Source organism: Yersinia rochesterensis (assembly GCF_003600645.1).
In the GTDB taxonomy this organism is placed as follows: Bacteria; Pseudomonadota; Gammaproteobacteria; order Enterobacterales; family Enterobacteriaceae; genus Yersinia; species Yersinia rochesterensis.
Map to the genome: position 1 here is coordinate 928,085 of NZ_CP032482.1, position 23,760 is coordinate 951,844.

Consider the following 23,760-nt stretch of genomic DNA (forward strand, 5'->3'; position numbering starts at 1 on the left):
CGATGAGCACAAAATTTCAAGATCAATCTGTATTTCAAGACCAATTGAAAACAGAAAATCAGTCGATTTTAGAAAGTAACTCGATGATTTTAAACAATACTTCTATCGCCCAGCAAATTGCTAATGAAGGCGGGGTAGAAGCTTATCTGCATGCCCAGCAGCACAAAACCATGTTGCGCTTTCTGACTTGCGGCAGCGTGGATGATGGCAAAAGTACGTTAATTGGCCGTTTACTGCATGATACCCGCCAGATTTACGAAGATCAGCTCACTACGCTGCACACTGACAGCAAGCGTATTGGTACACAGGGTGAAAAACTGGATCTGGCTTTGTTGGTGGATGGTTTGCAGGCCGAACGTGAGCAGGGCATTACTATTGATGTAGCTTATCGTTACTTCTCCACTGAACAGCGCAAATTTATCATTGCTGATACCCCAGGGCATGAGCAATACACGCGCAATATGGCGACCGGCGCTTCGACCTGTGATTTGGCGATTTTGTTAATTGATGCCCGTAAAGGGGTATTGGACCAAACTCGCCGCCACAGCTTTATTGCCACGCTATTGGGTATCCGCCATTTGGTGGTGGCAGTGAATAAGATGGATTTGGTCGATTATCAGGAAAGTGTCTTCGAGCAGTTTAAAGAAGATTACCTGAGTTTTGCTCAGCAGTTACCCACTGATTTAGATATTAAATTTGTCCCGCTATCGGCGCTGGATGGCGACAATGTGGCCTCGCCAAGTGAGAAAATGAATTGGTATTCCGGCCCGACGCTGCTTGAAGTGCTGGAAAGTGTTGATGTGGTGAATGCCAGTCGCCAACAGCCGCTGCGTTTCCCGGTGCAATATGTAAACCGACCAAATCTGGATTTCCGAGGTTATGCTGGCACCTTATCTGCCGGTATCGTGCGGGTCGGGCAAAAAATAAAAGTGCTGCCCTCTGGTGTGGAATCCACCATTGCACGGATTGTCACTTTTGATGGCGATTTGGCCCAGGCAATGCCCGGTGAAGCCATTACACTGGTGCTGACAGATGAAGTCGATATTAGCCGTGGTGATTTATTGGTTGATACCAGTGAAACCCTAAAAACGGCGCAAAACGCGCTGGTGGATGTGGTGTGGATGGCGGAGCAACCACTGGTGGTCGGGCAAAGCTATGACATCAAGATTGCCGGGAAAAAGACCCGTGCGCGGGTTGAAAATATCCAATATCAGGTCGAAATCAACTCATTGACCCAGCGGGTAGTCGAAAGTTTGCCGCTGAATGGCATTGGTTTGGTTGAATTGGCGTTCGATGAGCCGCTGGTGCTGGACAGCTATCAGCGTAATCGCGATACCGGCGGCCTGATCTTTATTGACCGGCTGAGTAATGTCACTGTTGGCGCAGGGTTGATCCGTGAAACGCTGGAGTCGGTCTATCAGGAAAACAAAGAATTCAGTGAGTTTGAATTGGAATTGAATGCATTGGTTCGCCGCCACTTCCCACATTGGGGTGCGCGTGACCTGTTAGGGGGGAAATAACGTGCATGCTGATCAGGTGACGCCAGCCGACGAAAATATCGTCTGGCACCCCCATGCCGTGACCCGAGAAGATCGTGAACAACAGCACGGGCATCAAGGTGTGGTGCTGTGGTTTACCGGCTTATCGGGTTCCGGAAAATCTACTTTGGCGGGGGCATTGGAGCAGGCGCTGTTTGCCCGCGGTGTTAGCACTTACTTACTTGATGGCGACAATGTACGCCACGGTTTATGTCGTGATTTGGGCTTTTCTGATAGCGACCGGCGCGAGAATATCCGCCGGGTCGGGGAAGTGGCTAAATTAATGGTGGATGCCGGTCTGGTGGTGTTAACGGCGTTTATTTCCCCTCATCGGGCAGAACGCCAAATGGTGCGAGATATGTTGGCATCAGGCCAGTTTATTGAGGTGTTTGTGGACACGCCATTGGCGATTTGCGAAGCCCGCGACCCGAAAGGATTGTATAAAAAAGCCCGTGCCGGAGAGCTGAAAAATTTCACCGGTATCGACTCTGTTTATGAATTTCCTGAGCATCCTGATACTCGCTTGCAAGGTGAACAATTAGTAACAAATTTGATTGAACAATTGTTAGACGTGCTGCGTGGTCGAGCTATTATCAAATCCTAATATAGCTGCTGGCAAAACGTCCTGAGAGCGTGCCGGTAAACTGTGCCCACAGGATTTGTATGCAAAATATCACCCAAATTATTATCGACGAACAGCAGGAACGGGAGGAACCGTCATACTCCTTTCTTGGCGGTGTTACTGGCTTTGTCTTCTATTGGTTGGCGTTCGCGATTCCATTCTTTGTTTACGGCCCCAATACTGTCTTTTTCTTGCTCTACACCTGGCCGTTTTTTTTGGCTTTGATGCCCGTTTCAGTGCTGATCGGCATTACGCTGAGTATGCTATCGCGCGGTAATGTGCTTATCACTGTAGGTGGGTCTGGGATTGCAGTGGTGTGCTTATTCTGGATGTTATTTACATTCCTCACCGGCTGGTGAGGGCTAAATCAGCGGGCTGTTTGGTTTGCTCCAATGACAACCCGCTACAAGTTCAATCTGCTTATCCTTGCGCAGAAAGTACCTTGCTAAGAAATGCTTGGGTGCGCGGGTTGGTTGGGGCAGTAAATATCTCTTCCGGTTTACCCTCTTCCTGAATAACCCCTTGATCAATAAACAATACCCGATCGGCAACATCACGGGCAAAGCCCATTTCATGGGTCACTACCACCATGGTCATCCCCTCCAGAGCCAATGCTTTCATCACCGCCAGCACTTCGCCCACCAGTTCCGGATCGAGCGCGGAGGTTGGCTCGTCAAACAGCATGATTTTCGGCTCCATTGCCAAAGCTCTGGCAATCGCTACCCGCTGCTGTTGTCCACCCGAAAGACTGCTGGGGTAAGCATCAATTTTGTCCAGTAAACCGACTTTGCGCAGCAATAATTCAGCCCGTTCAATAGCTTGTGCGCGGGACAGTTTTTTGACATCCATGGGCGCCATGATCAGGTTTTCCAGCACCGTCATATGCGGAAACAGATTAAAGCGCTGGAACACCATGCCGACACTTTCGCGCATGCGGTTGAGATCGGTTTTGGGGTTATGGATCTCAAAACCATTCACGGTGATTTCACCACCGGACAAGGTTTCTAGCGCATTAATACAGCGCAAAAAGGTACTTTTTCCGGAGCCAGATGGGCCAATTATGCAGACGACTTCTTTTGGCTGAATTTCGCATGAAATCCCCCGCAGCACATGGGTTTCGCCAAATTGTTTTTGCAGGTTATGTACGTGAATCACTTTTACCGAACCTCGTTTCCATATGCCGGACTAACAGCGAAAGTATGAATGTAATAACCCAATAAACCACCGAAATGACCAGGTAGGGTTCCCAATAAGTGGCATAGGCCCCGGAAACAGTGCGCGCGGCATAGGCTAAGTCTGCCAGCCCGATGGCAGATGCCAACGACGAATCTTTTACAATAGCAATGGCGTTGTTGCCCAGTGGCGGCAGCATACGGCGGAAAGCCTGCGGTAGGATAACCTTGCGCATGGTTTTGCCGTAGCTCATACCCAGGGAGCGGGAGGCTTCCATCTGGCCGCGATCAATAGATTGAATACCCGCGCGGAAAATCTCAGAAACATAAGCTCCGGCGTTCAATGTGATAGCCACGATACAAGATAAAAACGCGCCGTAATCAGAACGTAGCATTCTGGCAAAATCAGAGGACATAATGCCATTGGTGACCAGAATGCCATCCCGAGGGTTGATAAACAGCGGCACCAAAGCAAAGTGCACCACCATTATCTGCACAAAGAGCGGTGTCCCGCGAATGGCGCTGATATAGATACGCACCGGCCATTGAACAAAGTAATACAGTATTGGCTTCCAGATACCATGAGGTGCTTGCGCTAATCGCCCCAGACCGAGTGTTAATCCCCAGGTCGTCCCTAAAATCACACAAATAATGGTGCACTTTATTGTCATCCAGGCACCGTCCATAAACAGTGGGGCGTATTCCTGAATGATTTCCCAACGAAATCCCGACATAAGCAATCCAAATACCTTTATTCATTGGCGCTACAGCATGGTGACTGCTGTAACGCCAATGACTTTGGGTCTAAAAAGTGTATTAAAAAATGTATTAAAAAAGTTATTTTGTAGGCAGCGTCGGAACCTGAGCATCAAACCATTTTTCATAAATTTTGGCATAAGTGCCGTCAGCCACGATTTTTTGCAGGCCACTGTTGATTTTACTGCGTAATTCTTCGTTACCTTTCGCTACCGCGATGCCGAAGTATTGGCGCTCAAATTTATCATCAGCCACCAGTTCAAAAGCTTTTTCTGGGTGGGTTTTTAGGTAGAACTTGGCAACACCCACATCACCGACTGCGGCGGCGATACCATCTTCATATAACTCTTGCAGCATCAGCGGCGTATTATCAAAGCGCTTGATTGCGGTACTGTTTTTGCCCAGAACATCGGAAACTACGATATCCCCAGTGCTGGAATTCACGACGCCAACATTCAGGTTTTTCAATGCGGCAATAGAATCAACTTTAGAGCCTTTAGGAACCACAATGGTTTGTTCGGCCGGGAAGTAAGGGTCAGAGAAATCAACCATTTGCTTACGTTTATCAGTAATCGTGATACCGGAAATAATGATGTCGCGATCACCAGAACCTAAAGTGGCAAAAATACCTTCCCACGGTGTATTCACTAATTTGACCTGAAAACCTTCAGCTTTACCGATAGCTTTAATGATATCGATATCAAAACCTTCCAGTTGTTTTTGGCTGTTTTCATACTCAAATGGGCGATAGGTCCCCCCAGAGCCGACCACATAAGTGGGTTCAGCGGCAATAGCCGTACCCGCAGACAACACGGCTGCCAAGCAAGTCCCAACCAACATTAAACGTTTAAACATGTGAATCTCCCGGTTAAAAGGTAAAGATGAATGAAAGTATGATTTTTTATTTATGCAGTTTGAGTGCATAAAAATAAACTTTTATAACTGTAAACTCAACTATAATGGGGGTTATTTATTTATGGCGACATTAAATATGCATATTTAATTTGCTGACTGGCATAAGACAATGGAAAAAATACCTTTTCCAGTGTTTATCTCTGCGTGGTGTTGTTGTGTTATTAATCGACAATGGCGGGGGAAAGAATGCTGAAAATTAGCATTTAATGACATTTTGTCGAGTTACGTGGTATTTTTGCCGGAAATCGTCCTTAATCTGCGCCTTGTGGCCTATTTCCGTCACAGAGTGGAGTCCGACGAAAAGTTGTGGGATGATTATACCCGTCATACTTCAAGTTGCATGTGTGTTGGCTGTCTTCGTTCACCCCAGTCACTTACTTGTGTAAGCTCCTGAGGATTATGGGCCTCATTAGAGGCTCACCCTGCGGGCCAGCGCAGGCGCTGTTCAAATTGGTTTACAACCAATTTGTCGCTCAGTTGCTGCCTTCCTGCAACTCGAATTATTTACGGTATAGGCAGTTTTTCAGGGGGCGGGAATGGGAAAACTTACGCTACTATTGCTGATTTTACTTGGCTGGCTACAGTATTCATTGTGGTTGGGCAAGAATGGTGTTCATGATTTTGTTCGGGTTAAGGATGACGTGGCGCTCCAAGAGGGCAATAACGGCAAACTTAAAGCCCGAAATGATCAGCTATTTGCTGAAATCGATGATTTAAACGGTGGTCAAGAGGCTATCGAAGAACGCGCACGTAACGAGCTGGGTATGATTAAACCCGGCGAAAGTTTCTATCGTCTGGTTCCTGACCAATCCAGACGTAATGCGGGTATCCCTTCGACGCCAAATAACGCACAACAATAAATAATGAGTAATTTCGCAGTTTCCCTTTCTGACGTCGTTGCACCCGAAGCTATTGCGCCTGAAATTATAGCCATAGTACCGGCGGCGGGTATTGGCAGCCGCATGCAAGCTGATTGCCCTAAGCAGTATTTAATTGTGGGGGGCAAGACAATCATTGAACACGCAATTGTTTCTTTGCTGAGTCACCCACGAATTCAGCGGGTTGTTGTTGTCATACATCCGCAAGACACGCAATTCTCAAGGTTATCTATCGCCGGAGATCCTCGCATCAGTATTGTTCACGGCGGTGACCAGCGAGCTGATTCTGTGATGGCGGGTTTGCAGCAAGCAGGGCAGGCCGAATGGGCGCTGGTTCATGATGCGGCTCGCCCGTGTTTGCACCAAAGCGACCTTGAAAAATTGCTGGCAATTATTGAACACAGCAAGGTCGGTGGTATTCTGGCAGCGCCGGTTCGTGACACCATGAAGCGCAGTGAACCAGGTGTGCAAGCCATTGCTCATACTGTTGATCGCCAAGCGCTGTGGCATGCGCTGACACCGCAACTTTTCCCGCTTGAGTTATTAAAAATGTGCTTATCCCGCGCCCTACAAGACGGCGCGCTGGTCACTGATGAAGCTTCAGCATTAGAGCATTGCGGTTATCATCCGATACTGATTTCAGGGCGTTCGGATAATATCAAAGTGACGCGCCCAGAGGATTTGGCGCTGGCAGAATTTTATTTAACCCAACGGCAGTCCCCAAATTCATTGGAGTGCAATTAATGCGAATTGGTCATGGTTTCGATGTTCATAAATTTGGTGAAAATGGCAGCGGCCCACTGATTATTGGTGGGGTGCGCATCCCTTACGAAAAGGGTTTAGTGGCGCATTCAGATGGCGATGTTGCATTACATGCTGCCACCGATGCATTACTGGGGGCCGCCGCATTAGGTGATATCGGCAAGTTATTCCCCGATACTGACCCGGCCTTTAAAGGTGCTGACAGCCGCGCTTTATTGCGTGAAGCATACCGCCGCATTCTGGCTAAGGGGTACAAACTGGGTAATCTGGATATTACGATTATCGCCCAAGCCCCTAAAATGGCCCCCCATATCCCGCAAATGCGCGTTCATTTGGCGGAAGACCTACAATGTCATATGGATGATATCAACGTAAAAGCCACCACCACTGAACAGCTTGGTTTTACTGGCCGTGGTGAGGGAATTGCGTGTGAAGCCGTGGCGCTATTAATTAAAGTTGAGCAGGTTTAAGGCATAACTGATGGATATGGAAAATCTAACCTGGCTGCACGGCAAACCCAAGGCAAGTGGCATTTTAAAAGCCAATCCAGAAGACTTTGTGGTGGTCGAAGATTTGGGATTTGAGCCGGACGGTGAAGGCGAGCATTTATTGGTTCGTATCCGCAAAAATGGCTGTAACACCCAATTTGTTGCGGATTATCTGGCGCGTTTCGCCAAGATCCACCCGCGGTTGGTGAGTTATGCCGGTTTGAAAGATCGTCACGCCGTCACCGAGCAATGGTTCTGTTTGCACTTACCAGGTAAAGAAGCGCCGGATCTTGCTACTTTCGAACTGGAAGGCTGTGAAGTGTTGGAGTCGGTGCGTCAGAAAAGAAAACTGCGTATTGGCTCACTGAAAGGCAATGCTTTTACTTTGGTGTTGCGCCACATAACTGATAATCAGGACGTCGAACAGCGATTGCAGCAGATTGCCGCTCATGGTGTGCCGAACTATTTTGGTAGCCAGCGCTTTGGCCGCGGAGGCAATAATCTGGTGCAGGCGCGTTTGTGGGCGAATAATGAAATTCGAGTAAAAGAGCGCAGTAAACGCAGCTTTTACTTATCCGCCAGCCGTAGCGCGATGTTCAACCTGATTAGCAGTAGCCGTTTAGCTCAACAGCAGGCGACGACTGTACTGGACGGTGATGCCTTGCAGCTATCAGGGCGCGGCAGTTGGTTTGTGGCCGGGGCTGATGAATTGGCCTTGTTACAGCAGCGGGTCGATGCGGGCGAATTGAATGTAACCGCTCCGTTGCCTGGCGATGGTGAGCTGGGTACTCAGGGCGCGGCATTAGCTTTCGAACAAGCATGTTTAGCTGATCAAACCGAGCTATTGGCACTGATTAAGCGCGAACGTGTCGAAGGTGCGCGCCGGGCTATCTTACTCAAACCGCAAAATATGCAGTGGAACTGGTGGGATGAGGTCACTTTGGAACTCAGTTTCTGGTTACCCGCCGGTAGTTTTGCCACCAGTGTGGTGCGGGAAATCATGAATCAGGATAATGCCGATGCTGCGGATATTGCTGAGTAACGATGACGGAATTACTGCGCCGGGCATACAGACGTTGGCAGCCGCATTGCGGGAGTTTGCGCTGGTACAAATCGTAGCGCCCGATCGTAATCGAAGCGGCTCCTCCAATGCCTTGACGCTAGATAGCGCTCTGCGTATTACCACCTTATCTAATGGCGACATTGCAGTGCAGCAAGGTACGCCGACCGATTGCGTCTATCTGGGGGTCAATGCATTAATGCGTCCCCGACCAGATATTGTGGTTTCCGGCATCAATGCTGGCCCTAATCTGGGGGACGATGTTATCTACTCCGGTACCGTGGCGGCAGCGATGGAAGGGCGACATTTGGGTTTCCCTGCTTTGGCTGTCTCACTTAATGGGCATCAGCACTATGCAACGGCGGCAGCAGTCACTTGTCGTATCTTGCGCGCGTTACAACATAAACCGTTGCATACGGGCAAAATACTGAATATTAATGTACCTGATTTACCCTTATCTCAAATTAAAGGGATTCGGGTAACACGTTGTGGTAGCCGCCATCCAGCAGAGCAGGTATTTTGTCAACAAGACCCGCGCGGGCAAGATCTCTACTGGATTGGGCCTCCGGGGGAGAAGTTTGATGTGGCGGAAGACACTGATTTTGCAGCGGTTGAACAAGGCTATGTGTCTATCACGCCGTTGCAGGTTGATTTAACAGCCTATGGGGCTCAAAACGTGGTTGAAAACTGGTTAGCCAATGCAGAGGTTGACGGGGAATGGTAAATAAGCGCATGCAAACATTGTTGATGCTGTTACGTCAGCAAGGTATTCGGGACGAGCGCTTGCTACAGGCGATCGAAGCAGTGCCGCGCGAGCGTTTTGTTGATGAGGCACTGGCCCATAAAGCCTACGAGAACACAGCCTTGCCTATAGGTTCTGGGCAAACTATTTCTCAGCCTTATATGGTGGCGCGCATGACGGAGTTGTTGCAATTGACACCCACTTCGCGCGTATTAGAGATAGGCACCGGTTCGGGTTATCAAACGGCTATTTTGGCGCATTTGGTCGAACATGTATGCTCAGTTGAACGAATCAAAGGGTTACAGTGGCAGGCAAAACGTCGCCTGAAACAGCTGGATCTGCATAATGTCTCTACTCGCCATGGTGATGGCTGGCTAGGTTGGGCATCACGCGGGCCATTTGATGCGATCATTGTGACCGCTGCTCCACCAGAAATACCGAATGCTTTACTTGAGCAATTGGATGAGGGTGGGATATTGGTCCTGCCTGTGGGAGAACAGGCTCAAACCTTGAAATATGTGCAGCGCCGTCATAATGAGTTCCAGGTTGAGACGGTAGAAGCCGTGCGTTTTGTTCCTTTAGTTAAAGGGGAATTGGCTTGAAAAAATATCATTATTTCAGTCTTAACCTTTGACTAAAGTCGAAGTACAGTTTTCTTGTGCTAAAGATTGGACAAAAATCAGTAACATAAATTTTATGGTATGGCAGCGGCGCTATTGATAGCATGCGCGCATCTATATTGGATATATCGCTTAATATTGCTGTCATGGGGGAAGCATGAGCACGGGAAGCCCAATGATTACATTACGCCGGGTAGCGGCATGTACGGTTATGAGTTTATGGTTGGTTGGTTGTAGCAATGATAATACAACATCCGCGCCAATCAGCAGTGTCGGTGGTGATCGCTCTGGTACCATGCTAAGTGGTTCGGACACCAATAGTTCTGGTGAGCGCATCGTTTATAACCGTAGTTACGACAATATCCCCAAAGGAAGCTACAGCGGTAATACCTATACCGTTAAGCGTGGTGACACGCTGTTTTATATTGCCTGGATAACGGGGAGTGACTTCCGTGATCTGGCGGCAAAAAACAATATTGCAGAGCCTTATAGCCTGAATGTGGGGCAATCTATTCAGTTGGGTAATGGTTCTAGTGGTGGAATGTTAGCCGCGACTGATGCCACATCGAGTGGAATAGCAAAACCGCCTGCAAATATTCAGAACACAACTACAACGGTTGATTCTCAATCAACTAGCGCGTATTCTGAAAACTCGGGTAAACAGAATGTTGGCAAAATGTTGCCAGCGTCAGGCGCTGTTGTCGCTACAACTGCACCTGTTATCGCGCCGAGCAGTCCAATCAGTGACCCTACCAGCAATGGTAGTCCAGTCAGTAACTGGAAATGGCCAACTGAAGGTAAAACGATCGATAGTTTCTCTGCTTCCGAAGGGGGAAATAAAGGGATTGATATCGCCGGTTCCCGTGGGCAACCTATCTTCGCTACAGCAAATGGGCGAGTTGTGTATGCTGGGAACGCACTGCGTGGTTACGGTAATCTTATTATCATCAAACACAATGATGATTACCTGAGCGCCTACGCTCATAACGATACAATGCTGGTCCGGGAACAAGAAGAAGTGAAGGCGGGTCAAAAAATAGCAACCATGGGTAGCACCGGAACCAGTTCAGTAAGATTGCACTTTGAAATTCGTTACAAGGGGAAATCCGTAAACCCGCTGCGTTACCTTCCGCAGCGATAGATTGGGCAGAATACGCTGTATTCTGCTCGCCGGATTCACGGGTAGGAGCAGCATATGAGCCAAAATACGCTGAAAGTTAACGAGTTGCATGAAGATGCTGATTTTGATGAAAACAGTACGGAAACTGAAATTTTCGACGAAAAAGCATCAGTAGAAGATGAACCTACTGAAAGCGAGTTAGCAGAAGATGAGCTGTTGGCGCAAGGTGTTACCCAGCGAGTGCTGGATGCAACGCAGCTCTATCTTGGTGAGATTGGTTATTCACCGTTATTGACCGCAGAAGAAGAGGTTTATTTTGCCCGGCGTGCATTGCGCGGAGATGTGCCTTCACGCCGGCGTATGATCGAAAGTAACTTGCGGTTGGTGGTGAAGATCGCCCGCCGTTACAGTAATCGCGGTTTAGCGCTGCTGGATTTGATTGAAGAGGGTAACCTTGGCTTAATCCGTGCAGTGGAAAAATTTGACCCTGAACGCGGTTTCCGTTTCTCCACTTATGCCACTTGGTGGATACGCCAGACGATTGAACGGGCAATAATGAACCAAACCCGTACTATCCGTTTGCCTATTCATATCGTTAAAGAATTAAACGTTTATTTGCGTACAGCGCGAGAGCTTTCCCATAAGTTGGATCATGAACCGAGTGCGGAAGAGATTGCTGAGCAACTCGACAGACCGGTCGACGATGTGAGCCGTATGTTACGCCTTAATGAACGTATCACTTCTGTTGATACACCTTTAGGCGGCGACTCAGAGAAAGCCTTATTAGATATTCTGTCTGACGAAAATGAAAACGGCCCAGAAGATACGACGCAAGACGACGATATGAAGCAAAGTATCGTTAAATGGCTGTTTGAATTGAATGCAAAACAGCGCGAAGTTTTGGCCCGTCGTTTTGGTCTGTTAGGGTATGAAGCTGCAACATTAGAAGATGTTGGTCGTGAGATTGGTTTAACACGTGAACGTGTGCGCCAGATTCAAGTTGAAGGTTTACGTCGTTTGCGGGAAATTCTGCAAGCACAGGGCCTGAGCATTGAAGCATTGTTCCGCGAATAAGCGCAGTTGAGAAAACATAAAAACGGTGAACTGATGTTCACCGTTTTTTTATGGCTAAAATTAATAGCTGGCGGGGTTACACCATGTTTTTCAGGCGATAAATCCATTCAAGTGCCTGACGTGGCGACAGTGAATCTGGGTCCAGGGCTTCTAATGCTTCCACCGCTGGCGGTACCTCTTCATTTAACAGTGTCAGTTGTGAACCATCAATCTTACTTGCTGCTGCATTATTCGATAACGATTCCAATTCTTTCAGTTTTTGCCGCGCGCGTTTAATTACATCTCGTGGCACACCGGCCAAGGCTGCAACGGCTAAACCATAACTTTTACTCGCCGCGCCATCTTGCACACTGTGCATAAAGGCGATGGTTTCACCATGTTCCAGTGCATCAAGATGAACATTGACCACGCCTTCCATTTTTTCCGGTAGGGTCGTCAGCTCAAAATAATGAGTCGCGAATAGGGTCATGGCTTTGATCCGGCTAGCCAGATTTTCCGCACAAGCCCAAGCCAGTGACAAACCATCATAGGTTGATGTACCGCGGCCAATTTCATCCATCAACACCAAACTTTGCTCGGTAGCGTTATGTAGAATATTGGCTGTTTCTGTCATTTCGACCATGAAGGTAGAACGGCCAGATGCCAAGTCATCAGCGGCACCGACACGGGTGAAGATACGATCAACCGGCCCAATGGTGGCTTGATCCGCCGGAACGTAACTCCCCATATGCGCCAGCAACACGATTAACGCCGTTTGGCGCATATAAGTACTTTTACCGCCCATATTGGGGCCAGTAATGATCAACATGCGCCGCTGCGGTGACAAGGTTAGCGGGTTAGAAATGAAAGGTTCGCTGAGTACCTGTTCCACCACTGGATGGCGGCCCCCGATAATCTTGATCCCCGGTTTGTCACTCAAAACAGGGCAGCTATAGTTGAGTGTTTCCGCTCTTTCGGCCAAGTTTGCCAAAACATCCAGTTCAGCCAGCGCATTGGCGCTGATTTGTAATTCGGGTAGATGCGGCAGCAGCAGGTCGAAAATCTCTTCGTACAAACCTTTTTCAATCGCCAGAGCTTTGCCTTTAGAGGTCAGAACTTTGTCTTCATACTCTTTCAGCTCAGGAATGATGTAGCGCTCGGCATTCTTCAGGGTTTGTCTGCGAACATAATGGATTGGCACCAGATGGCTTTGGCCCCGACTGACCTGAATGAAGTAGCCATGAACGCCATTAAAACCTACTTTTAGTGTATCCAGACCCAGTTTTTCGCGCTCACGGATTTCCAACCGGTCCAAATAATCGGTCGCACCATCAGCCAACGCCCGCCATTCATCTAATTCTGCATTGTATCCCGGCGCAATAACGCCACCATCACGCACTAATACTGGCGGTGCTTCAACAATCGCGCGTTCCAACAAGTTTTGTAATTCATCAAATTGACCGACTTGTGACAGCAAATTTTGTATATGGGGAACATCCAGCGGTTGTAATAGCCGATGAATTTCAGGTAGTTGCTGGAATGCATGGCGCATTCTTGCCAAATCTCTCGGACGTGCGGTTCGCAGTGCCAGGCGAGCCAAAATACGTTCTAAATCACCAACCTGACGCAACGGCGTTTGCAGTTCAGCGGTAATATCTTGCAAGCCGCCAATGGCTTGTTGGCGATCGGTCAACACCTTAGTGTCACGGATTGGCATATGCAGCCAGCGTTTCAGCATGCGGCTACCCATGGCCGTCACACTGCAATCAAGGATAGCGGCCAGTGTATTTTCCATTCCTCCGGACAAATTCTGGGTCAGTTCGAGATTGCGGCGGGTCGCAGCATCCATAACAATGCCATCTTGCTGGCGCTCCATGGTCAAACCACGGATATGAGGCAGGGAAGTGCGCTGGGTATCTTTGACATATTGCAGCAGACAGCCCGCAGCCCGCAGTGCTTGATGGGATTGTTCAACCCCAAAACCAATTAAATCGCGGGTACCAAATTGCAGATTAAGCTGCTGTTTGGCTGTTTCCAGCTCAAACTCCCATAATGGGCGGCGGCGTAAGCCATGTCGATTTTCTATCAATGACATGGGCTCGAAATTTTCTGGATAAAGTAACTCTGCGGGATGGGTGCGTTGTAACTCGGCAGCCATAGTCTCAAGGTCTGCGGGTTCCGCAACTCTAAAACGGCCTGAACTGATATCCAGTGTTGCATAGCCAAATCCGCGAGCATCCTGCCAGATAGCTGCCAGCAGATTATCTTGCCGTTCTTGCAGCAAGGCTTCATCACTCACGGTGCCGGGGGTGACGATACGCACCACTTTGCGCTCAACTGGCCCTTTGCTGGTGGCCGGGTCGCCGATTTGCTCGCAGATAGCGGCTGATTCACCCAATTGAACCAGTTTTGCCAGATAGTTCTCTATTGAATGATAGGGAACACCGGCCATAGGAATAGGTTCACCGGCGGAAGAGCCCCGTCTCGTCAGTGAGATATCCAGTAACTGTGACGCGCGTTTGGCATCACTGTAGAATAGTTCATAAAAATCGCCCATCCGATAAAACAGCAAGATGTCAGGGTGTTGGGCCTTAAGCCGATGATACTGCTGCATCATCGGGGTGTGGGAATCTAGCTTATCAGTATTATTCATGCGGTTATGTTTTCTAGTTAAGTCCTTTTTCCAGCCGATATACTAGCCCAGCAGCCGGGAAACTGACATAGCTAAAAACTCGAGAAGACTCGCAAACAAAGCAGATTAGCCCCTAAACTCAGGGGCTATGCATTGATCTGTCAGCTTATTGGGTGGAGACTACCTGAATGCAGGATTTTGAGGGAACAGCGCGTGAGCGGTATCTCGCAGGTGCCTGGCCTGAGAGAGGTCATTTTGATATTGGGTAATCATGATAAGGCTTAGATAAACATTTGGATCATTATGCAATTGAATGTATTGCTCGGCCCATACGCGGAACTGAGTCAGTAACGCGGGATCAGGATTTTGGTTAAATTGCAGTAACAAATTGATGTGCCGAATGTATTGATACCTTTCCCACTGGATATAGGGATTTATCAGCTTATCTAACGGCTGCATGTCAACCAAACCACTCCTTTCACTCAGTGTCAGTACACGGCCAGTTTTGAAACCCGTCACCATAAAGATCAGGGTGCATAATGCGGATAGCACAATAGCGCCCTGTAGCCAGCGTCGCCATTGGGGTGGGGGGGAGATAATGGGTACCAACATGTTTTCTGGCACCATCAAGCGGCCCAGTAAAATCAACACCAGCCAGTGACCAGCAGATTGATAAAGAGGCAGCTCGGTCATCAGATGCAAAGCTATCGGCAAAGTTAGTACCCAGAGAGGGAAAACTGTCTTAGGTTGAATCAATAGTGGCTTTATATACCCGGCAGCCAATACTAGCATCCCAACTAAAGCCACGATGCCGCCCTCAACCCAGCCATAAAGCACTTCATTATGTGGATGAGAAGGGTAAACCGAGCCATCGAATACCAGCCCGTTCTGCACTAATTCGTGGGCAAAGGTAGATTCAAAGCTACCGTATCCCCAGCCCAGCCATGGACGTTGTTGTATCATCTGCCAGGTATATTCCAGCATTAGCCAGCGTTCTCGGTTGCTGGTGCCTTTTGATACCAGCATGCTGACGTTCATCTGTTCCTGTAGATAAAAGGCACCCAACAGACTGACCAGGCTGAATAGCCACAACCAAGCTATTTTTCGCTGACGCCAGTAATAGAAGGAAAGCAATGATAGGGTTATGACCCCGCCAACCCAGCCAATGCGCGATTGTAATAGCATTAATATACCGGGGAAAACCAGCAGCGTGAGGGTGCCTATGCCACGTATGATGCGATTGCCCGAGGCCATAAACAGGTAGGCCGCGATGCCATAGCCTGTTGCCAGATAACTGGCCAGCACATTGGTTTGCTGAAACATGCCATAGGGGCGCTCGGCAATATCAAATTCCATCCAGTTATCTGCTGTAAAAACAAACCATTGCAGTAAAGTTAGCATGGCCTGGCCCCAAGAAGACAACAGTATTAACAGTAACCATGCCTGTCGTGCATCGTGATTTAGTTTCAGCCGAAACAGCCCAAGCAGTAGTATTATCCCTCCCCACAAACCGAGCACTCGCGGTAACCAAGCATCTATATGCTGTAATGATGCGGGCCACAATCCTGGAAGTGTCAGCAGCAGCGCACCAAACAACAGCCACAGATGACTCGGAGCGGTCACTGAGTGGGCCTCTGCACTTTGTGGCCAATAGAGCATAATCACTAACAGTGCCATCATGGCCCAGATGACAATATTATGAGGAAGATGAAGCCCGGCACCACCTCGATTGATTTCATAGTGCATCATGGAAACAAACGTAATGACCATGAGCAGCAAAACAATAAGGTTAACTTTTCGTGTAGGAAAAGTGTTTTTTATCGATGTAAGAAAGAATAATTTCATTATTTTCAAATTGTTACTGTTTTGTGAGCTGTATTGGCGGTTAGCGGGTTAACTCATTATTTGGCGTATTGAGTCATAAATGCTCAATAAGAGTGGTTTCATTTATTTTTCAGTCGGATAAGCAATAAACCAGCGTAGTGAGTTCATTACTTTGGTTTCTGACATTCTGGCTCTATTCTCATCAACTAACTTCATTAATACCAATCTTGCCGTATAAATATCCAGCTGTGCTTTATCAGCCAGCTCTCTTGTCTTGGGCCAATTGATAACTGGGGGAAGTGATTCAGTAAACTGTTCCTTCAGAACATTACAGTGTTCTTCCAATATACCCATGACTTCTTCTTTACGTTGATCCTTAGGTTTCATTGATTAATTCCTCATGAAATTTATCTTGTTAAGAATATCTTATTTTCTATTTCTTATATTCTCACTGCGGGGTTTATATTTCATACATTCCACTAAGACGTTTCCTACAAATAAAAAGACTATTCATACAGATATTGGTGTTTTCTCTTATTTATTTTATATTGTTTTTGAAATCCTTATTTTAACTTTGGAAACTGGGTCGTGAAAACTTAACAATTAGGCCCAGCTAATGAGTCTGGTAACTATTTTATTAAATTCAATCGGTCAGTGAAATATCTTTCTTTATATCTAAAAAAATTATTGTGGTCTAAATAAAATTAGTCATTTATTTCAATAACTTAAATTTATAAGTATATAATAAAACCGCGCTTACCTCTGAAATTACCAAAAGTGTCATTAAGGTTTAAATGTATTATTACTAAGATTTTTCTGCTTTTTGTATTAAATTTATAAGGCTTTAATGTCGATTGTAATTTGACTTATGGAATAAGCAATCATTAATTTTGAAAAAATGACTTTTAGCGATCTAATGTGTCGATTTGCTCATTTTTGTAGTGGTATATGTCGAGAGTGCAATGTTTTTCGATCAAAGTTATCGATATTATTGTTTTAAATTGGTTAATTAAGATAAAGACTCTGAATTTTGATCTATTGAATTAAATAGCTATCAATTAGAGCGCTATGTTTGTATTATCTGCGTCGAACAAAAAGGGCTCTGTCGTTATTTAAATATTTTATTAAGGTGTAGGCGTTCTTAAATGTCTCCATTATGACTTTATAGCTCTAAGCAGTTCGCGGTTTATAATCTTGTATTTTCACAACAAGAAACCGCATGAAAATTTATGTTTAAAACAACTTCGATGCGGTATTTACCTTGATTTTATTAAGGTAAATCAGCGGGCAAAACTTTAATTGTGTATAAAGGAATTATGTAATGAAAATGAATAAAACGATTTTGGCTGCAGCTTTGGTATTGGGTTTTGCTTCTGTGGCTAACGCTGCTGACCAGGGTCAAGGTACTGTAACTTTCAATGGTTCTATCATTGATGCACCTTGCTCAATCGCTGCAGGTTCAGATGCACAGACTGTTGAAATGGGCCAGATCTCTAACGTGGCACTGCAGAATGGCGGCAAATCATCTTCACATAATTTCCAAATCAAATTGGAAAGCTGTGACATCGCTACCCTGAAAACTGTAACTACCACTTTCGGCGGTGCAGAATCAGCAGCAGTAGCTGGCCTGTTGGGTATCACTGGCGTAGCTGAAGGCGCTGGTATCGCAATCGTTGATGGTACTGGTTTACCTATTAAACTGGGTACTGCGACTAAGCCGCAGACTCTGGTTGTTGGTAACAACACCCTGGCATTCTCTGCTTACCTGCAGGGCAGCACTGTATCTGACGCTATCAAACCAGGTAGCTTCTCAAGCGTAGCTGACTTCACCCTAGCTTACCAATAAGCATCATTTTCTAATTCGACATGCGGATTTTTCCGCATGTCTTTTTCTCTTGAGAAAGATACGTGCTGGATGAGTTAGGTGATTTATGTCCAAGTCATTTTTTTTGATAGTGCCTCCTTCCTTACTGATGGCGTCATTGCTGAGTCTTCCGGTAATGGCTGATCCCATGAAAACAGATTGGGGCCGCGTGAGTATGGAAGGAAGTATTACTGATACCGCTTGCGCTATAGATCCGGGAAGTTTGGAACAAACCATTGATATGGCAATTCTGCCTATCGGTCAGTTGGTTCAGAACGGCGTTGGAGATGACCATCCCTTTGCGATCCGTTTGCTAGATTGCACGATAGTTCATCCCGATCCAGACAAATCGAACCGGCAGCATTTTGCCGTGACATTTGACGGCGCTGCGGACGGTAATAATTTTGCGGTTTACGGAGAAGCCGAAGGAGTCGCAATGCAAATCATTGATGATAAAGGCAATGCATCAACTCCAGGGGTAGCATCACCGGAAATAAATATCATCCCTGCTGATCTGAAACTCAATTATGCCCTGCGGTTAGTGGGCAATGGCAAGATGCTGCGTGCTGGAACTTATCATTCTAGCGTTCGTTTCAAATTGGATTATTACTGATTTCAATGAGTAAGGTGACATATCCCATGGTATCCGCTCGTTCCATTACCTCCGGTATTGCCTGTCGTGATTTATTGCGAATTCTGATTGCTGTTGCATTAAGTGGCAATGCGTATGGTGTGTTTGCTAGTGATGATATTCAGTTTAATACAGATGTGCTGGATACCAAGGATCGCGCTAACTTTGACCTGAGCCAGTTCTCCCAACGCGGTTATATCATGCCCGGGAGTTATAACTTATTGGTTAGTATGAATAAGCAGGAACTCAGTGAACAGCCGATTGTATTCTATGTTTCTGAGAAAGATCCCAAAAAAAGTGAGGCGTGTTTATCACCTCAGTTAATTGAATTACTGGCATTGAAAGAAGATAGCTTCAAAAAGCTAACCTGGTCGCGTGATGGGGAATGTCTGGATATCAGCAGCTTGCCCGGCTTGACTGTGGAGGGCGATTTGGCCACTTCATCGCTGCACCTGAGTGTGCCGCAAGCCTGGTTGGAATACAGCGAACCAGATTGGGATCCGCCATCTCGTTGGGAAGACGGTCTTCCCGGTGTGCTATTTGACTACAACCTGTTAGGCCAGTTGAACCGCCAGCAAAAGAGCAATACCAGCAATAACACCTTGAGCGGGAACGGAACCACCGGCGCTAACTTAGGTGCCTGGCGCCTGCGTGCAGATTGGCAGTCGCGTATCGATCAGAATTCTGATGCAGAGTCTAATCGCAAATGGGATTGGAGCCGTTATTACGCTTACCGTGCTATCCCGAATTTGGGTGCTAAGTTGACGTTGGGTGAAGATTTTCTGAACTCTGCCATTTTTGATAGCTTCCGCTTCAACGGCGCTAGCCTGGCGACAGATGACAATATGTTACCGCCGAATTTGCGTGGCTATGCACCTGAGATTACCGGTGTTGCCCGAACCAATGCGCGGGTCATTGTGAGTCAGCAAGGGCGTGTGTTGAGTGAAACACTGGTCGCTGCCGGTCCTTTCCGCATCCAAAACTTGAACAGTTTTGTTTCTGGGACGCTGGATGTACGAGTCGAAGAGCTTGATGGACAAGTCCAACGATTTCAGGTGAATACCGCCAGTATTCCTTACCTGACCCGCCCTGGTATGGTGCGCTACCGCGTGGCCGCAGGTAAGCCTTCGAGTATCGGGCATCGCTCTGAAGGGCCGGTATTTGGTACCGGGGAATTCTCTTGGGGGATCAATAGCGGTTGGTCATTGTTTGGTGGTGGGATCAGTGGCGAAAACGAATATCAAGCGGCATCCATGGGGATTGGCCGTGACTTGATGGAATTTGGTGCAGTGTCGGTTGATATGACCCAATCTTGGGCCACTTTACCCGATAAAGGCACTTTGAGTGGTGGCTCTTATCGAGTCAACTATTCGAAAAACTTTCAGGAAACAGGCAGTCAGGTGACGTTTGCTGGCTATCGCTTCTCTGAACGTAATTTTATGACTATGACGGAATATCTCGACACACGTTATCGCGGTAATACCGTGGGCGGTAATAAAGAGATGTACACCATCAGCTTCAACCAGCAATTTCAGGATCTGGGGCTGAGCGCGTATTTGAACTATAGCCATCAAACATATTGGGATCGCTCGGCGAATGACCGCTATAACCTGTCACTCTCGCGCTATTTTGATATTGGCAAAGTGAAAAACGTCAGTATGACATTCTCGGCTTTCCGCAACCGTTATAACGAAAGCAATGATGATGGGGTGTATCTGTCCTTGTCTATGCCGATTGGCAACACTGCAACGATCAGTTATAGCGCGTCAGTCAATGGCCGTGAAAACAGCCAGCGAGTGGGGTATTCCGATCGCATAGATGCTCATAACAACTACCAGATCAATACCGGCGTAGCACGTAGCGGCGCGTTGGTCAGTGGTAACTATAACCACATTGGTAGTAGTGCGGATATTAACGCCAATGCCAGTTATCAGGAAGGCCAATATTCTTCCGTTGGTGTCGGTGTTCAGGGCGGGGCCACTATCACGGCTGAAGGCGGGGCGCTACATCGGGTGAATACGCTTGGTGGAACCCGACTGTTACTTGATACCCAAGGGGTATCCGGTGTTCCAGTTCAGGGATATGGCTCGTCAATACGCACCAACCGGTTTGGTAAAGCGGTAGTCGGTGATGTGAATAGCTATTACCGCAACCGGGCCAGTATAGATATTGATAACCTGGCGGATGATGTTGAGGCCAGAGGAACCGTAGCACAGGTCACACTGACTGAAGGTGCTATTGGTTATCGCCGCTTTAATGTGATTTCCGGCGAAAAAGCGATGGCCATGATACGCATGGCAGATGGCACCTCACCGCCATTTGGGGCCACCGTATTAAATGAAAATAAGCAAGAGACCGGCATTGTTAACGACGACGGTTCCACTTATCTCAGTGGGATAAAAACCGGTGAAACTATGTCAGTAAACTGGAATGGGAAGGCGCAATGCAGCATCACCTTACCGAAAGCACTTTCTCCGGCAATACTGGCGAATCTACTGCTGCCTTGCCAGCCGATAGCGGCGGGGAATAAGCCCCCGGCATCAGAGTAGAAAGCTTGGGTAATGAACCTGCGGATAACCGCGGGTTCTAATAAGAGAAAATATTCGGTGCCACCAGGTTCTGACAAAATTAATTCGAAGGAAAAAGTAATGAAATTGAATAACAAACTGCGTATCACCACGATTTTGGTGACGGCACTTATGACTCAGCAAGCAACAGCAGCGATTGCACTGGATAGAACCCGGGCCATTCTTAATGGCGGCGATAAGTCCATTAGCTTGAATATCAGCAACCAGAATAAGGAATTGCCTTATCTGGCGCAGGGTTGGATTGAAGATGAGCAGGGTAACAAGATCAATTCACCATTGACGGTGGTTCCACCGGTTCAGCGGGTAGAACCCGGTGCAATGAGTCAGTTAAAAATACAGACATTGCCGGCAGTGAGTCAGTTACCGCAAGACCGGGAAACCGTGTTCTATTTTAACTTGCGTGAAATTCCACCGCGCTCGGACAAGCCCAATACTTTGCAAATTGCTTTGCAAACGCGCATCAAACTTTTCTACCGCCCAGTGGGCATCGTGCCCCAAAAGGCCGACATGTCGACACCTTGGCAGGAGAAGTTACAGCTGACTCGTCAGGGCGATAGTTATCAGGTTAATAACCCGACACCGTATTACATCACATTGGTCGATGCCAGTGAGAGCAAAACCGGGAAAACAGCTGCGGGCTTCAAGCCACTGATGATTGCGCCAAAAGCGCAGGGTATGTTGGAAGTCAGTGCCGCCGCATTGGGTAGTAAACCAGTGCTGACTTATGTCAATGATTTCGGTGGCCGGCCAAAACTGATATTTGGCTGCACGGGTAGCACCTGTTCTGTGGTTGAAAGCATCAAGTAACGGCGTATTTCTGGGCGCTGCATAAGAAGACAGGGCGGATGTCAGGCTGAACAATGAATAAGGAATATGGGATGACTGTTGTTTTTAGGGGAATAGTTACCCGGCTGACTCCGATGGCCATGATGCCCATCATTAAGATGACAGCCATTGTAGGGGCGGTGACCGCAGTGATGACATTATTGTTAAGCGGCTCTGCATGGGCGCTAACTAAGACTGCGACGGTCAATGTTTCGGTCACTATTTTTGCTGCACCGCCTTGTGAGATTAACAGCAACAACACGATTAACGTCAGTTTCGGCGATAGCGTCCTGACATCCAATATTGATGGAGTCAACTACAAGCAGCCGGTGAACTATACGCTGAACTGTACTGCGGCAGCATCTAATGCACTGAAAATAAGTATTAAGGGGAATGGTGCGACTTTTGATACCAGTCTCTTGAAAACCAGCAATTCAGGTTTGGGGATCAAATTGATGCGCGATGGGCAGCCACTTGCACTTAACGCGACATCCAATTTTACCTATCCCAATGTTCCTGCATTGCAGGCGGTACTGATCAAACAAACAAATGCGACGTTGAGCACCGGCTATTTTTCCGGCACAGCGACTCTGGTTGTGGAGTATCAATAATGAATATCAACTCGCTTATTTCGCGCTGTTCAGTTGCAGTAGTGCTGGTTGTTGGTAGTACGTTGGCCTATGCGGACAACATGCTGTTCTCGGGTACATTAATTAATCCCGCTCCTTGTGTCATTAATGGGGGCAAAATTATTGATGTACCTTTTGGGGAAAATCTGGGTGTGAACAAGATTGATGGCATCAATTATACCCAAGCGGTGCCTTACAGCATAATCTGTGAAACGGTCGGCAGCAGTTTGGAATTGGGTATCACGGTAGTGAGCGCATCTGTTGCTACATTTGATCCCGCAGCGATACAAACCAATGTTAGGGATTTGGGTGTCCGTATTCTAAAAAATGGCGTTTCTTTTCCGCTGAATACCCGTGTTGCCTATGACAAAAATAACCCGCCGGTACTGAAAGCCGTTCCTATTAAGGCGACGGGCGCAACATTAAGTGAAGGCAGTTTTGAGGCTACCGCCACGTTATTAGTGGATTATCAATAGGATCAAATGATGACTAATTTAAATCTGCTGATGCGCCGTGGGCGAACTATTTTAAGTATTCTGATTCTGAATATTTTTTGGGCTATACCTGCATCGGCTGCTGATAATATGCGTTTTCATGGCGCATTAGTTGCCGAACCTTGCACAATTCGCCCAGGTGATGAAGCCATTAGTTTGAATTTCGGTACGGTAGTCGACAAATATCTATATTCGAATCAGCGTACTTTGGGAAAACAATTCCAAATACACCTGGTTGATTGTGACATTAGTCTGGGTACCACGGCCAATATTAAGTTTACAGGGAATGATAATCTTAAATTACCTGGGTTATTAGCCGTCGATGGTAATGATGTCGGAATAGCCATTGGTCTTGAAACATTGGCAGGGAAAGCTTTGCCCCTTAATCAGTCAAGTGATGATATTGCGCTTGATACAGGTAACAACATTATTACCTTGAAAGCTTATGTTCAGGGTGAGCCAGATGCAATAACTCAACGCACGATTAAACGCGGTGAGTTCAGTGCCGTTGCAACATTTAATCTGCAATATTATTAATGGGTTCCCC

24 protein-coding genes are annotated in these 23,760 nt (G+C 47.2%); 18 read left to right on the forward strand and 6 right to left on the reverse strand.

What is annotated here, in order from left to right:
- The first annotated feature begins 2 nt into the window (after nt 1–2).
- Genes cysN through DXZ79_RS04285 form a run of 3 tightly spaced genes read left to right on the forward strand, consistent with a single transcriptional unit; the run spans nt 3 to nt 2,519 of the window.
- A complete protein-coding gene (gene cysN, locus DXZ79_RS04275) occupies nt 3–1,520 on the forward strand; it encodes a sulfate adenylyltransferase subunit CysN (RefSeq protein WP_186377389.1) in 1,518 nt (505 codons plus the stop codon).
- A 1-nt stretch (nt 1,521) separates the two neighbouring features.
- Nucleotides 1,522–2,142, forward strand: coding sequence for an adenylyl-sulfate kinase (gene cysC / locus DXZ79_RS04280; RefSeq protein ID WP_120011128.1), 621 nt, complete (start codon nt 1,522–1,524; stop codon nt 2,140–2,142).
- Nucleotides 2,143–2,201: 59 nt separating this feature from the next.
- Nucleotides 2,202–2,519, forward strand: a complete 318-nt coding sequence (locus DXZ79_RS04285) for a DUF3561 family protein (RefSeq protein WP_038636120.1) — start codon at nt 2,202–2,204, stop codon at nt 2,517–2,519.
- Between the two features lie 61 nt (nt 2,520–2,580).
- On the opposite strand, the gene DXZ79_RS04290 is transcribed toward DXZ79_RS04285, so the two are convergent.
- The 3 genes from DXZ79_RS04290 to DXZ79_RS04300 form a co-directional block, all read right to left on the reverse strand.
- Nucleotides 2,581–3,315: an amino acid ABC transporter ATP-binding protein gene (locus tag DXZ79_RS04290; protein WP_038636117.1), complete on the reverse strand. Its 735-nt coding sequence runs from the start codon at nt 3,313–3,315 to the stop codon at nt 2,581–2,583.
- Nucleotides 3,299–4,066 carry an amino acid ABC transporter permease gene (locus DXZ79_RS04295; protein WP_004389104.1) on the reverse strand — a complete coding sequence of 256 codons (768 nt, stop codon included), beginning with the start codon at nt 4,064–4,066 and terminating at the stop codon, nt 3,299–3,301. Before DXZ79_RS04295 ends, DXZ79_RS04290 begins: the two co-directional genes overlap by 17 nt.
- A gap of 103 nt (nt 4,067–4,169) precedes the next feature.
- Complete coding sequence (locus DXZ79_RS04300; RefSeq protein WP_038636115.1) at nt 4,170–4,943, reverse strand: basic amino acid ABC transporter substrate-binding protein; 774 nt, start codon at nt 4,941–4,943, stop codon at nt 4,170–4,172.
- Nucleotides 4,944–5,539: 596 nt separating this feature from the next.
- On the opposite strand from DXZ79_RS04300, the gene ftsB reads away from it, so the two are divergent.
- The 8 genes from ftsB (at nt 5,540) to rpoS (ending at nt 11,747) form a co-directional block, all read left to right on the forward strand.
- Nucleotides 5,540–5,863 (forward strand): cell division protein FtsB, encoded by a 324-nt coding sequence (gene ftsB, locus DXZ79_RS04310; protein ID WP_038636113.1) that lies wholly within the window; start codon nt 5,540–5,542, stop codon nt 5,861–5,863.
- Between the two features lie 3 nt (nt 5,864–5,866).
- Complete coding sequence (ispD, locus tag DXZ79_RS04315) at nt 5,867–6,625, forward strand: 2-C-methyl-D-erythritol 4-phosphate cytidylyltransferase (RefSeq protein WP_038636111.1); 759 nt, start codon at nt 5,867–5,869, stop codon at nt 6,623–6,625.
- The gene (ispF, locus tag DXZ79_RS04320) at nt 6,625–7,113 is read left to right on the forward strand and encodes a 2-C-methyl-D-erythritol 2,4-cyclodiphosphate synthase (protein ID WP_038636109.1); all 489 of its coding nucleotides are present in this window, start codon (nt 6,625–6,627) and stop codon (nt 7,111–7,113) included. The genes ispD and ispF overlap by 1 nt, the downstream gene beginning before the upstream one ends.
- Nucleotides 7,114–7,123: 10 nt before the next feature.
- On the forward strand, nt 7,124–8,173 hold the full coding sequence (gene truD, locus DXZ79_RS04325; protein ID WP_120011129.1) for a tRNA pseudouridine(13) synthase TruD: 1,050 nt from the start codon (nt 7,124–7,126) through the stop codon (nt 8,171–8,173).
- On the forward strand, nt 8,151–8,915 hold the full coding sequence (surE, locus tag DXZ79_RS04330) for a 5'/3'-nucleotidase SurE (protein ID WP_042562601.1): 765 nt from the start codon (nt 8,151–8,153) through the stop codon (nt 8,913–8,915). The genes truD and surE overlap by 23 nt, the downstream gene beginning before the upstream one ends.
- Complete coding sequence (locus DXZ79_RS04335; protein WP_038635969.1) at nt 8,909–9,535, forward strand: protein-L-isoaspartate(D-aspartate) O-methyltransferase; 627 nt, start codon at nt 8,909–8,911, stop codon at nt 9,533–9,535. Before surE ends, DXZ79_RS04335 begins: the two co-directional genes overlap by 7 nt.
- Nucleotides 9,536–9,728: 193 nt before the next feature.
- The gene (nlpD, locus tag DXZ79_RS04340; RefSeq protein ID WP_038635967.1) at nt 9,729–10,694 is read left to right on the forward strand and encodes a murein hydrolase activator NlpD; all 966 of its coding nucleotides are present in this window, start codon (nt 9,729–9,731) and stop codon (nt 10,692–10,694) included.
- A 54-nt stretch (nt 10,695–10,748) separates the two neighbouring features.
- Entirely contained in the window at nt 10,749–11,747 is a 999-nt protein-coding gene (gene rpoS, locus DXZ79_RS04345; protein ID WP_038635964.1) for an RNA polymerase sigma factor RpoS, read from the forward strand.
- 76 nt (nt 11,748–11,823) lie between these two features.
- Here the strand turns inward: rpoS and mutS are convergent, their stop codons facing one another.
- The 3 genes from mutS to DXZ79_RS04365 all read right to left on the reverse strand — a co-directional run bounded on the left by mutS (nt 11,824) and on the right by DXZ79_RS04365 (nt 16,569).
- Complete coding sequence (mutS, locus tag DXZ79_RS04350) at nt 11,824–14,379, reverse strand: DNA mismatch repair protein MutS (RefSeq protein ID WP_120011130.1); 2,556 nt, start codon at nt 14,377–14,379, stop codon at nt 11,824–11,826.
- Between the two features lie 159 nt (nt 14,380–14,538).
- On the reverse strand, nt 14,539–16,128 hold the full coding sequence (locus DXZ79_RS04355; RefSeq protein ID WP_280524503.1) for a PglL family O-oligosaccharyltransferase: 1,590 nt from the start codon (nt 16,126–16,128) through the stop codon (nt 14,539–14,541).
- Nucleotides 16,129–16,305: 177 nt separating this feature from the next.
- Nucleotides 16,306–16,569, reverse strand: coding sequence for a faeA-like family protein (locus tag DXZ79_RS04365; RefSeq protein ID WP_038635955.1), 264 nt, complete (start codon nt 16,567–16,569; stop codon nt 16,306–16,308).
- A gap of 934 nt (nt 16,570–17,503) precedes the next feature.
- Here DXZ79_RS04365 and DXZ79_RS04370 point away from each other — a divergent pair.
- The 7 genes from DXZ79_RS04370 to DXZ79_RS04400 all read left to right on the forward strand — a co-directional run bounded on the left by DXZ79_RS04370 (nt 17,504) and on the right by DXZ79_RS04400 (nt 23,750).
- A complete protein-coding gene (locus tag DXZ79_RS04370) occupies nt 17,504–18,028 on the forward strand; it encodes a fimbrial protein (protein ID WP_038635952.1) in 525 nt (174 codons plus the stop codon).
- 127 nt (nt 18,029–18,155) lie between these two features.
- Nucleotides 18,156–18,659 (forward strand): fimbrial protein, encoded by a 504-nt coding sequence (locus DXZ79_RS04375; RefSeq protein ID WP_042562677.1) that lies wholly within the window; start codon nt 18,156–18,158, stop codon nt 18,657–18,659.
- Between the two features lie 26 nt (nt 18,660–18,685).
- Nucleotides 18,686–21,226 (forward strand): outer membrane usher protein, encoded by a 2,541-nt coding sequence (locus DXZ79_RS04380; RefSeq protein ID WP_038635949.1) that lies wholly within the window; start codon nt 18,686–18,688, stop codon nt 21,224–21,226.
- A gap of 99 nt (nt 21,227–21,325) precedes the next feature.
- The gene (locus DXZ79_RS04385; RefSeq protein ID WP_162928728.1) at nt 21,326–22,072 is read left to right on the forward strand and encodes a fimbria/pilus periplasmic chaperone; all 747 of its coding nucleotides are present in this window, start codon (nt 21,326–21,328) and stop codon (nt 22,070–22,072) included.
- 71 nt (nt 22,073–22,143) lie between these two features.
- On the forward strand, nt 22,144–22,701 hold the full coding sequence (locus DXZ79_RS04390) for a fimbrial protein (protein ID WP_050292255.1): 558 nt from the start codon (nt 22,144–22,146) through the stop codon (nt 22,699–22,701).
- Nucleotides 22,701–23,195, forward strand: a complete 495-nt coding sequence (locus DXZ79_RS04395) for a fimbrial protein (protein ID WP_038635939.1) — start codon at nt 22,701–22,703, stop codon at nt 23,193–23,195. The genes DXZ79_RS04390 and DXZ79_RS04395 overlap by 1 nt, the downstream gene beginning before the upstream one ends.
- 9 nt (nt 23,196–23,204) lie before the next feature.
- On the forward strand, nt 23,205–23,750 hold the full coding sequence (locus DXZ79_RS04400) for a fimbrial protein (RefSeq protein ID WP_038635936.1): 546 nt from the start codon (nt 23,205–23,207) through the stop codon (nt 23,748–23,750).
- Nucleotides 23,751–23,760 lie beyond the last annotated feature (10 nt).

What these genes read in the sequence shown, in the direction of transcription:
- cysN (WP_186377389.1), top strand. Translation starts at nt 3, where the DNA reads ATGAGCACAAAATTTCAAGATCAATCTGTATTTCAAGACCAATTGAAA.
- DXZ79_RS04285 (WP_038636120.1), top strand. Translation starts at nt 2,202, where the DNA reads ATGCAAAATATCACCCAAATTATTATCGACGAACAGCAGGAACGGGAG.
- DXZ79_RS04295 (WP_004389104.1), bottom strand. Translation starts at nt 4,066, where the DNA reads ATGTCGGGATTTCGTTGGGAAATCATTCAGGAATACGCCCCACTGTTT.
- DXZ79_RS04300 (WP_038636115.1), bottom strand. Translation starts at nt 4,943, where the DNA reads ATGTTTAAACGTTTAATGTTGGTTGGGACTTGCTTGGCAGCCGTGTTG.
- ftsB (WP_038636113.1), top strand. Translation starts at nt 5,540, where the DNA reads ATGGGAAAACTTACGCTACTATTGCTGATTTTACTTGGCTGGCTACAG.
- ispD (WP_038636111.1), top strand. Translation starts at nt 5,867, where the DNA reads ATGAGTAATTTCGCAGTTTCCCTTTCTGACGTCGTTGCACCCGAAGCT.
- ispF (WP_038636109.1), top strand. Translation starts at nt 6,625, where the DNA reads ATGCGAATTGGTCATGGTTTCGATGTTCATAAATTTGGTGAAAATGGC.
- truD (WP_120011129.1), top strand. Translation starts at nt 7,124, where the DNA reads ATGGATATGGAAAATCTAACCTGGCTGCACGGCAAACCCAAGGCAAGT.
- surE (WP_042562601.1), top strand. Translation starts at nt 8,151, where the DNA reads ATGCTGCGGATATTGCTGAGTAACGATGACGGAATTACTGCGCCGGGC.
- DXZ79_RS04335 (WP_038635969.1), top strand. Translation starts at nt 8,909, where the DNA reads ATGGTAAATAAGCGCATGCAAACATTGTTGATGCTGTTACGTCAGCAA.
- nlpD (WP_038635967.1), top strand. Translation starts at nt 9,729, where the DNA reads ATGATTACATTACGCCGGGTAGCGGCATGTACGGTTATGAGTTTATGG.
- rpoS (WP_038635964.1), top strand. Translation starts at nt 10,749, where the DNA reads ATGAGCCAAAATACGCTGAAAGTTAACGAGTTGCATGAAGATGCTGAT.
- mutS (WP_120011130.1), bottom strand. Translation starts at nt 14,379, where the DNA reads ATGAATAATACTGATAAGCTAGATTCCCACACCCCGATGATGCAGCAG.
- DXZ79_RS04355 (WP_280524503.1), bottom strand. Translation starts at nt 16,128, where the DNA reads ATGGTCATTACGTTTGTTTCCATGATGCACTATGAAATCAATCGAGGT.
- DXZ79_RS04365 (WP_038635955.1), bottom strand. Translation starts at nt 16,569, where the DNA reads ATGAAACCTAAGGATCAACGTAAAGAAGAAGTCATGGGTATATTGGAA.
- DXZ79_RS04370 (WP_038635952.1), top strand. Translation starts at nt 17,504, where the DNA reads ATGAAAATGAATAAAACGATTTTGGCTGCAGCTTTGGTATTGGGTTTT.
- DXZ79_RS04375 (WP_042562677.1), top strand. Translation starts at nt 18,156, where the DNA reads ATGGCGTCATTGCTGAGTCTTCCGGTAATGGCTGATCCCATGAAAACA.
- DXZ79_RS04380 (WP_038635949.1), top strand. Translation starts at nt 18,686, where the DNA reads ATGGTATCCGCTCGTTCCATTACCTCCGGTATTGCCTGTCGTGATTTA.
- DXZ79_RS04385 (WP_162928728.1), top strand. Translation starts at nt 21,326, where the DNA reads ATGAAATTGAATAACAAACTGCGTATCACCACGATTTTGGTGACGGCA.
- DXZ79_RS04390 (WP_050292255.1), top strand. Translation starts at nt 22,144, where the DNA reads ATGACTGTTGTTTTTAGGGGAATAGTTACCCGGCTGACTCCGATGGCC.
- DXZ79_RS04395 (WP_038635939.1), top strand. Translation starts at nt 22,701, where the DNA reads ATGAATATCAACTCGCTTATTTCGCGCTGTTCAGTTGCAGTAGTGCTG.
- DXZ79_RS04400 (WP_038635936.1), top strand. Translation starts at nt 23,205, where the DNA reads ATGACTAATTTAAATCTGCTGATGCGCCGTGGGCGAACTATTTTAAGT.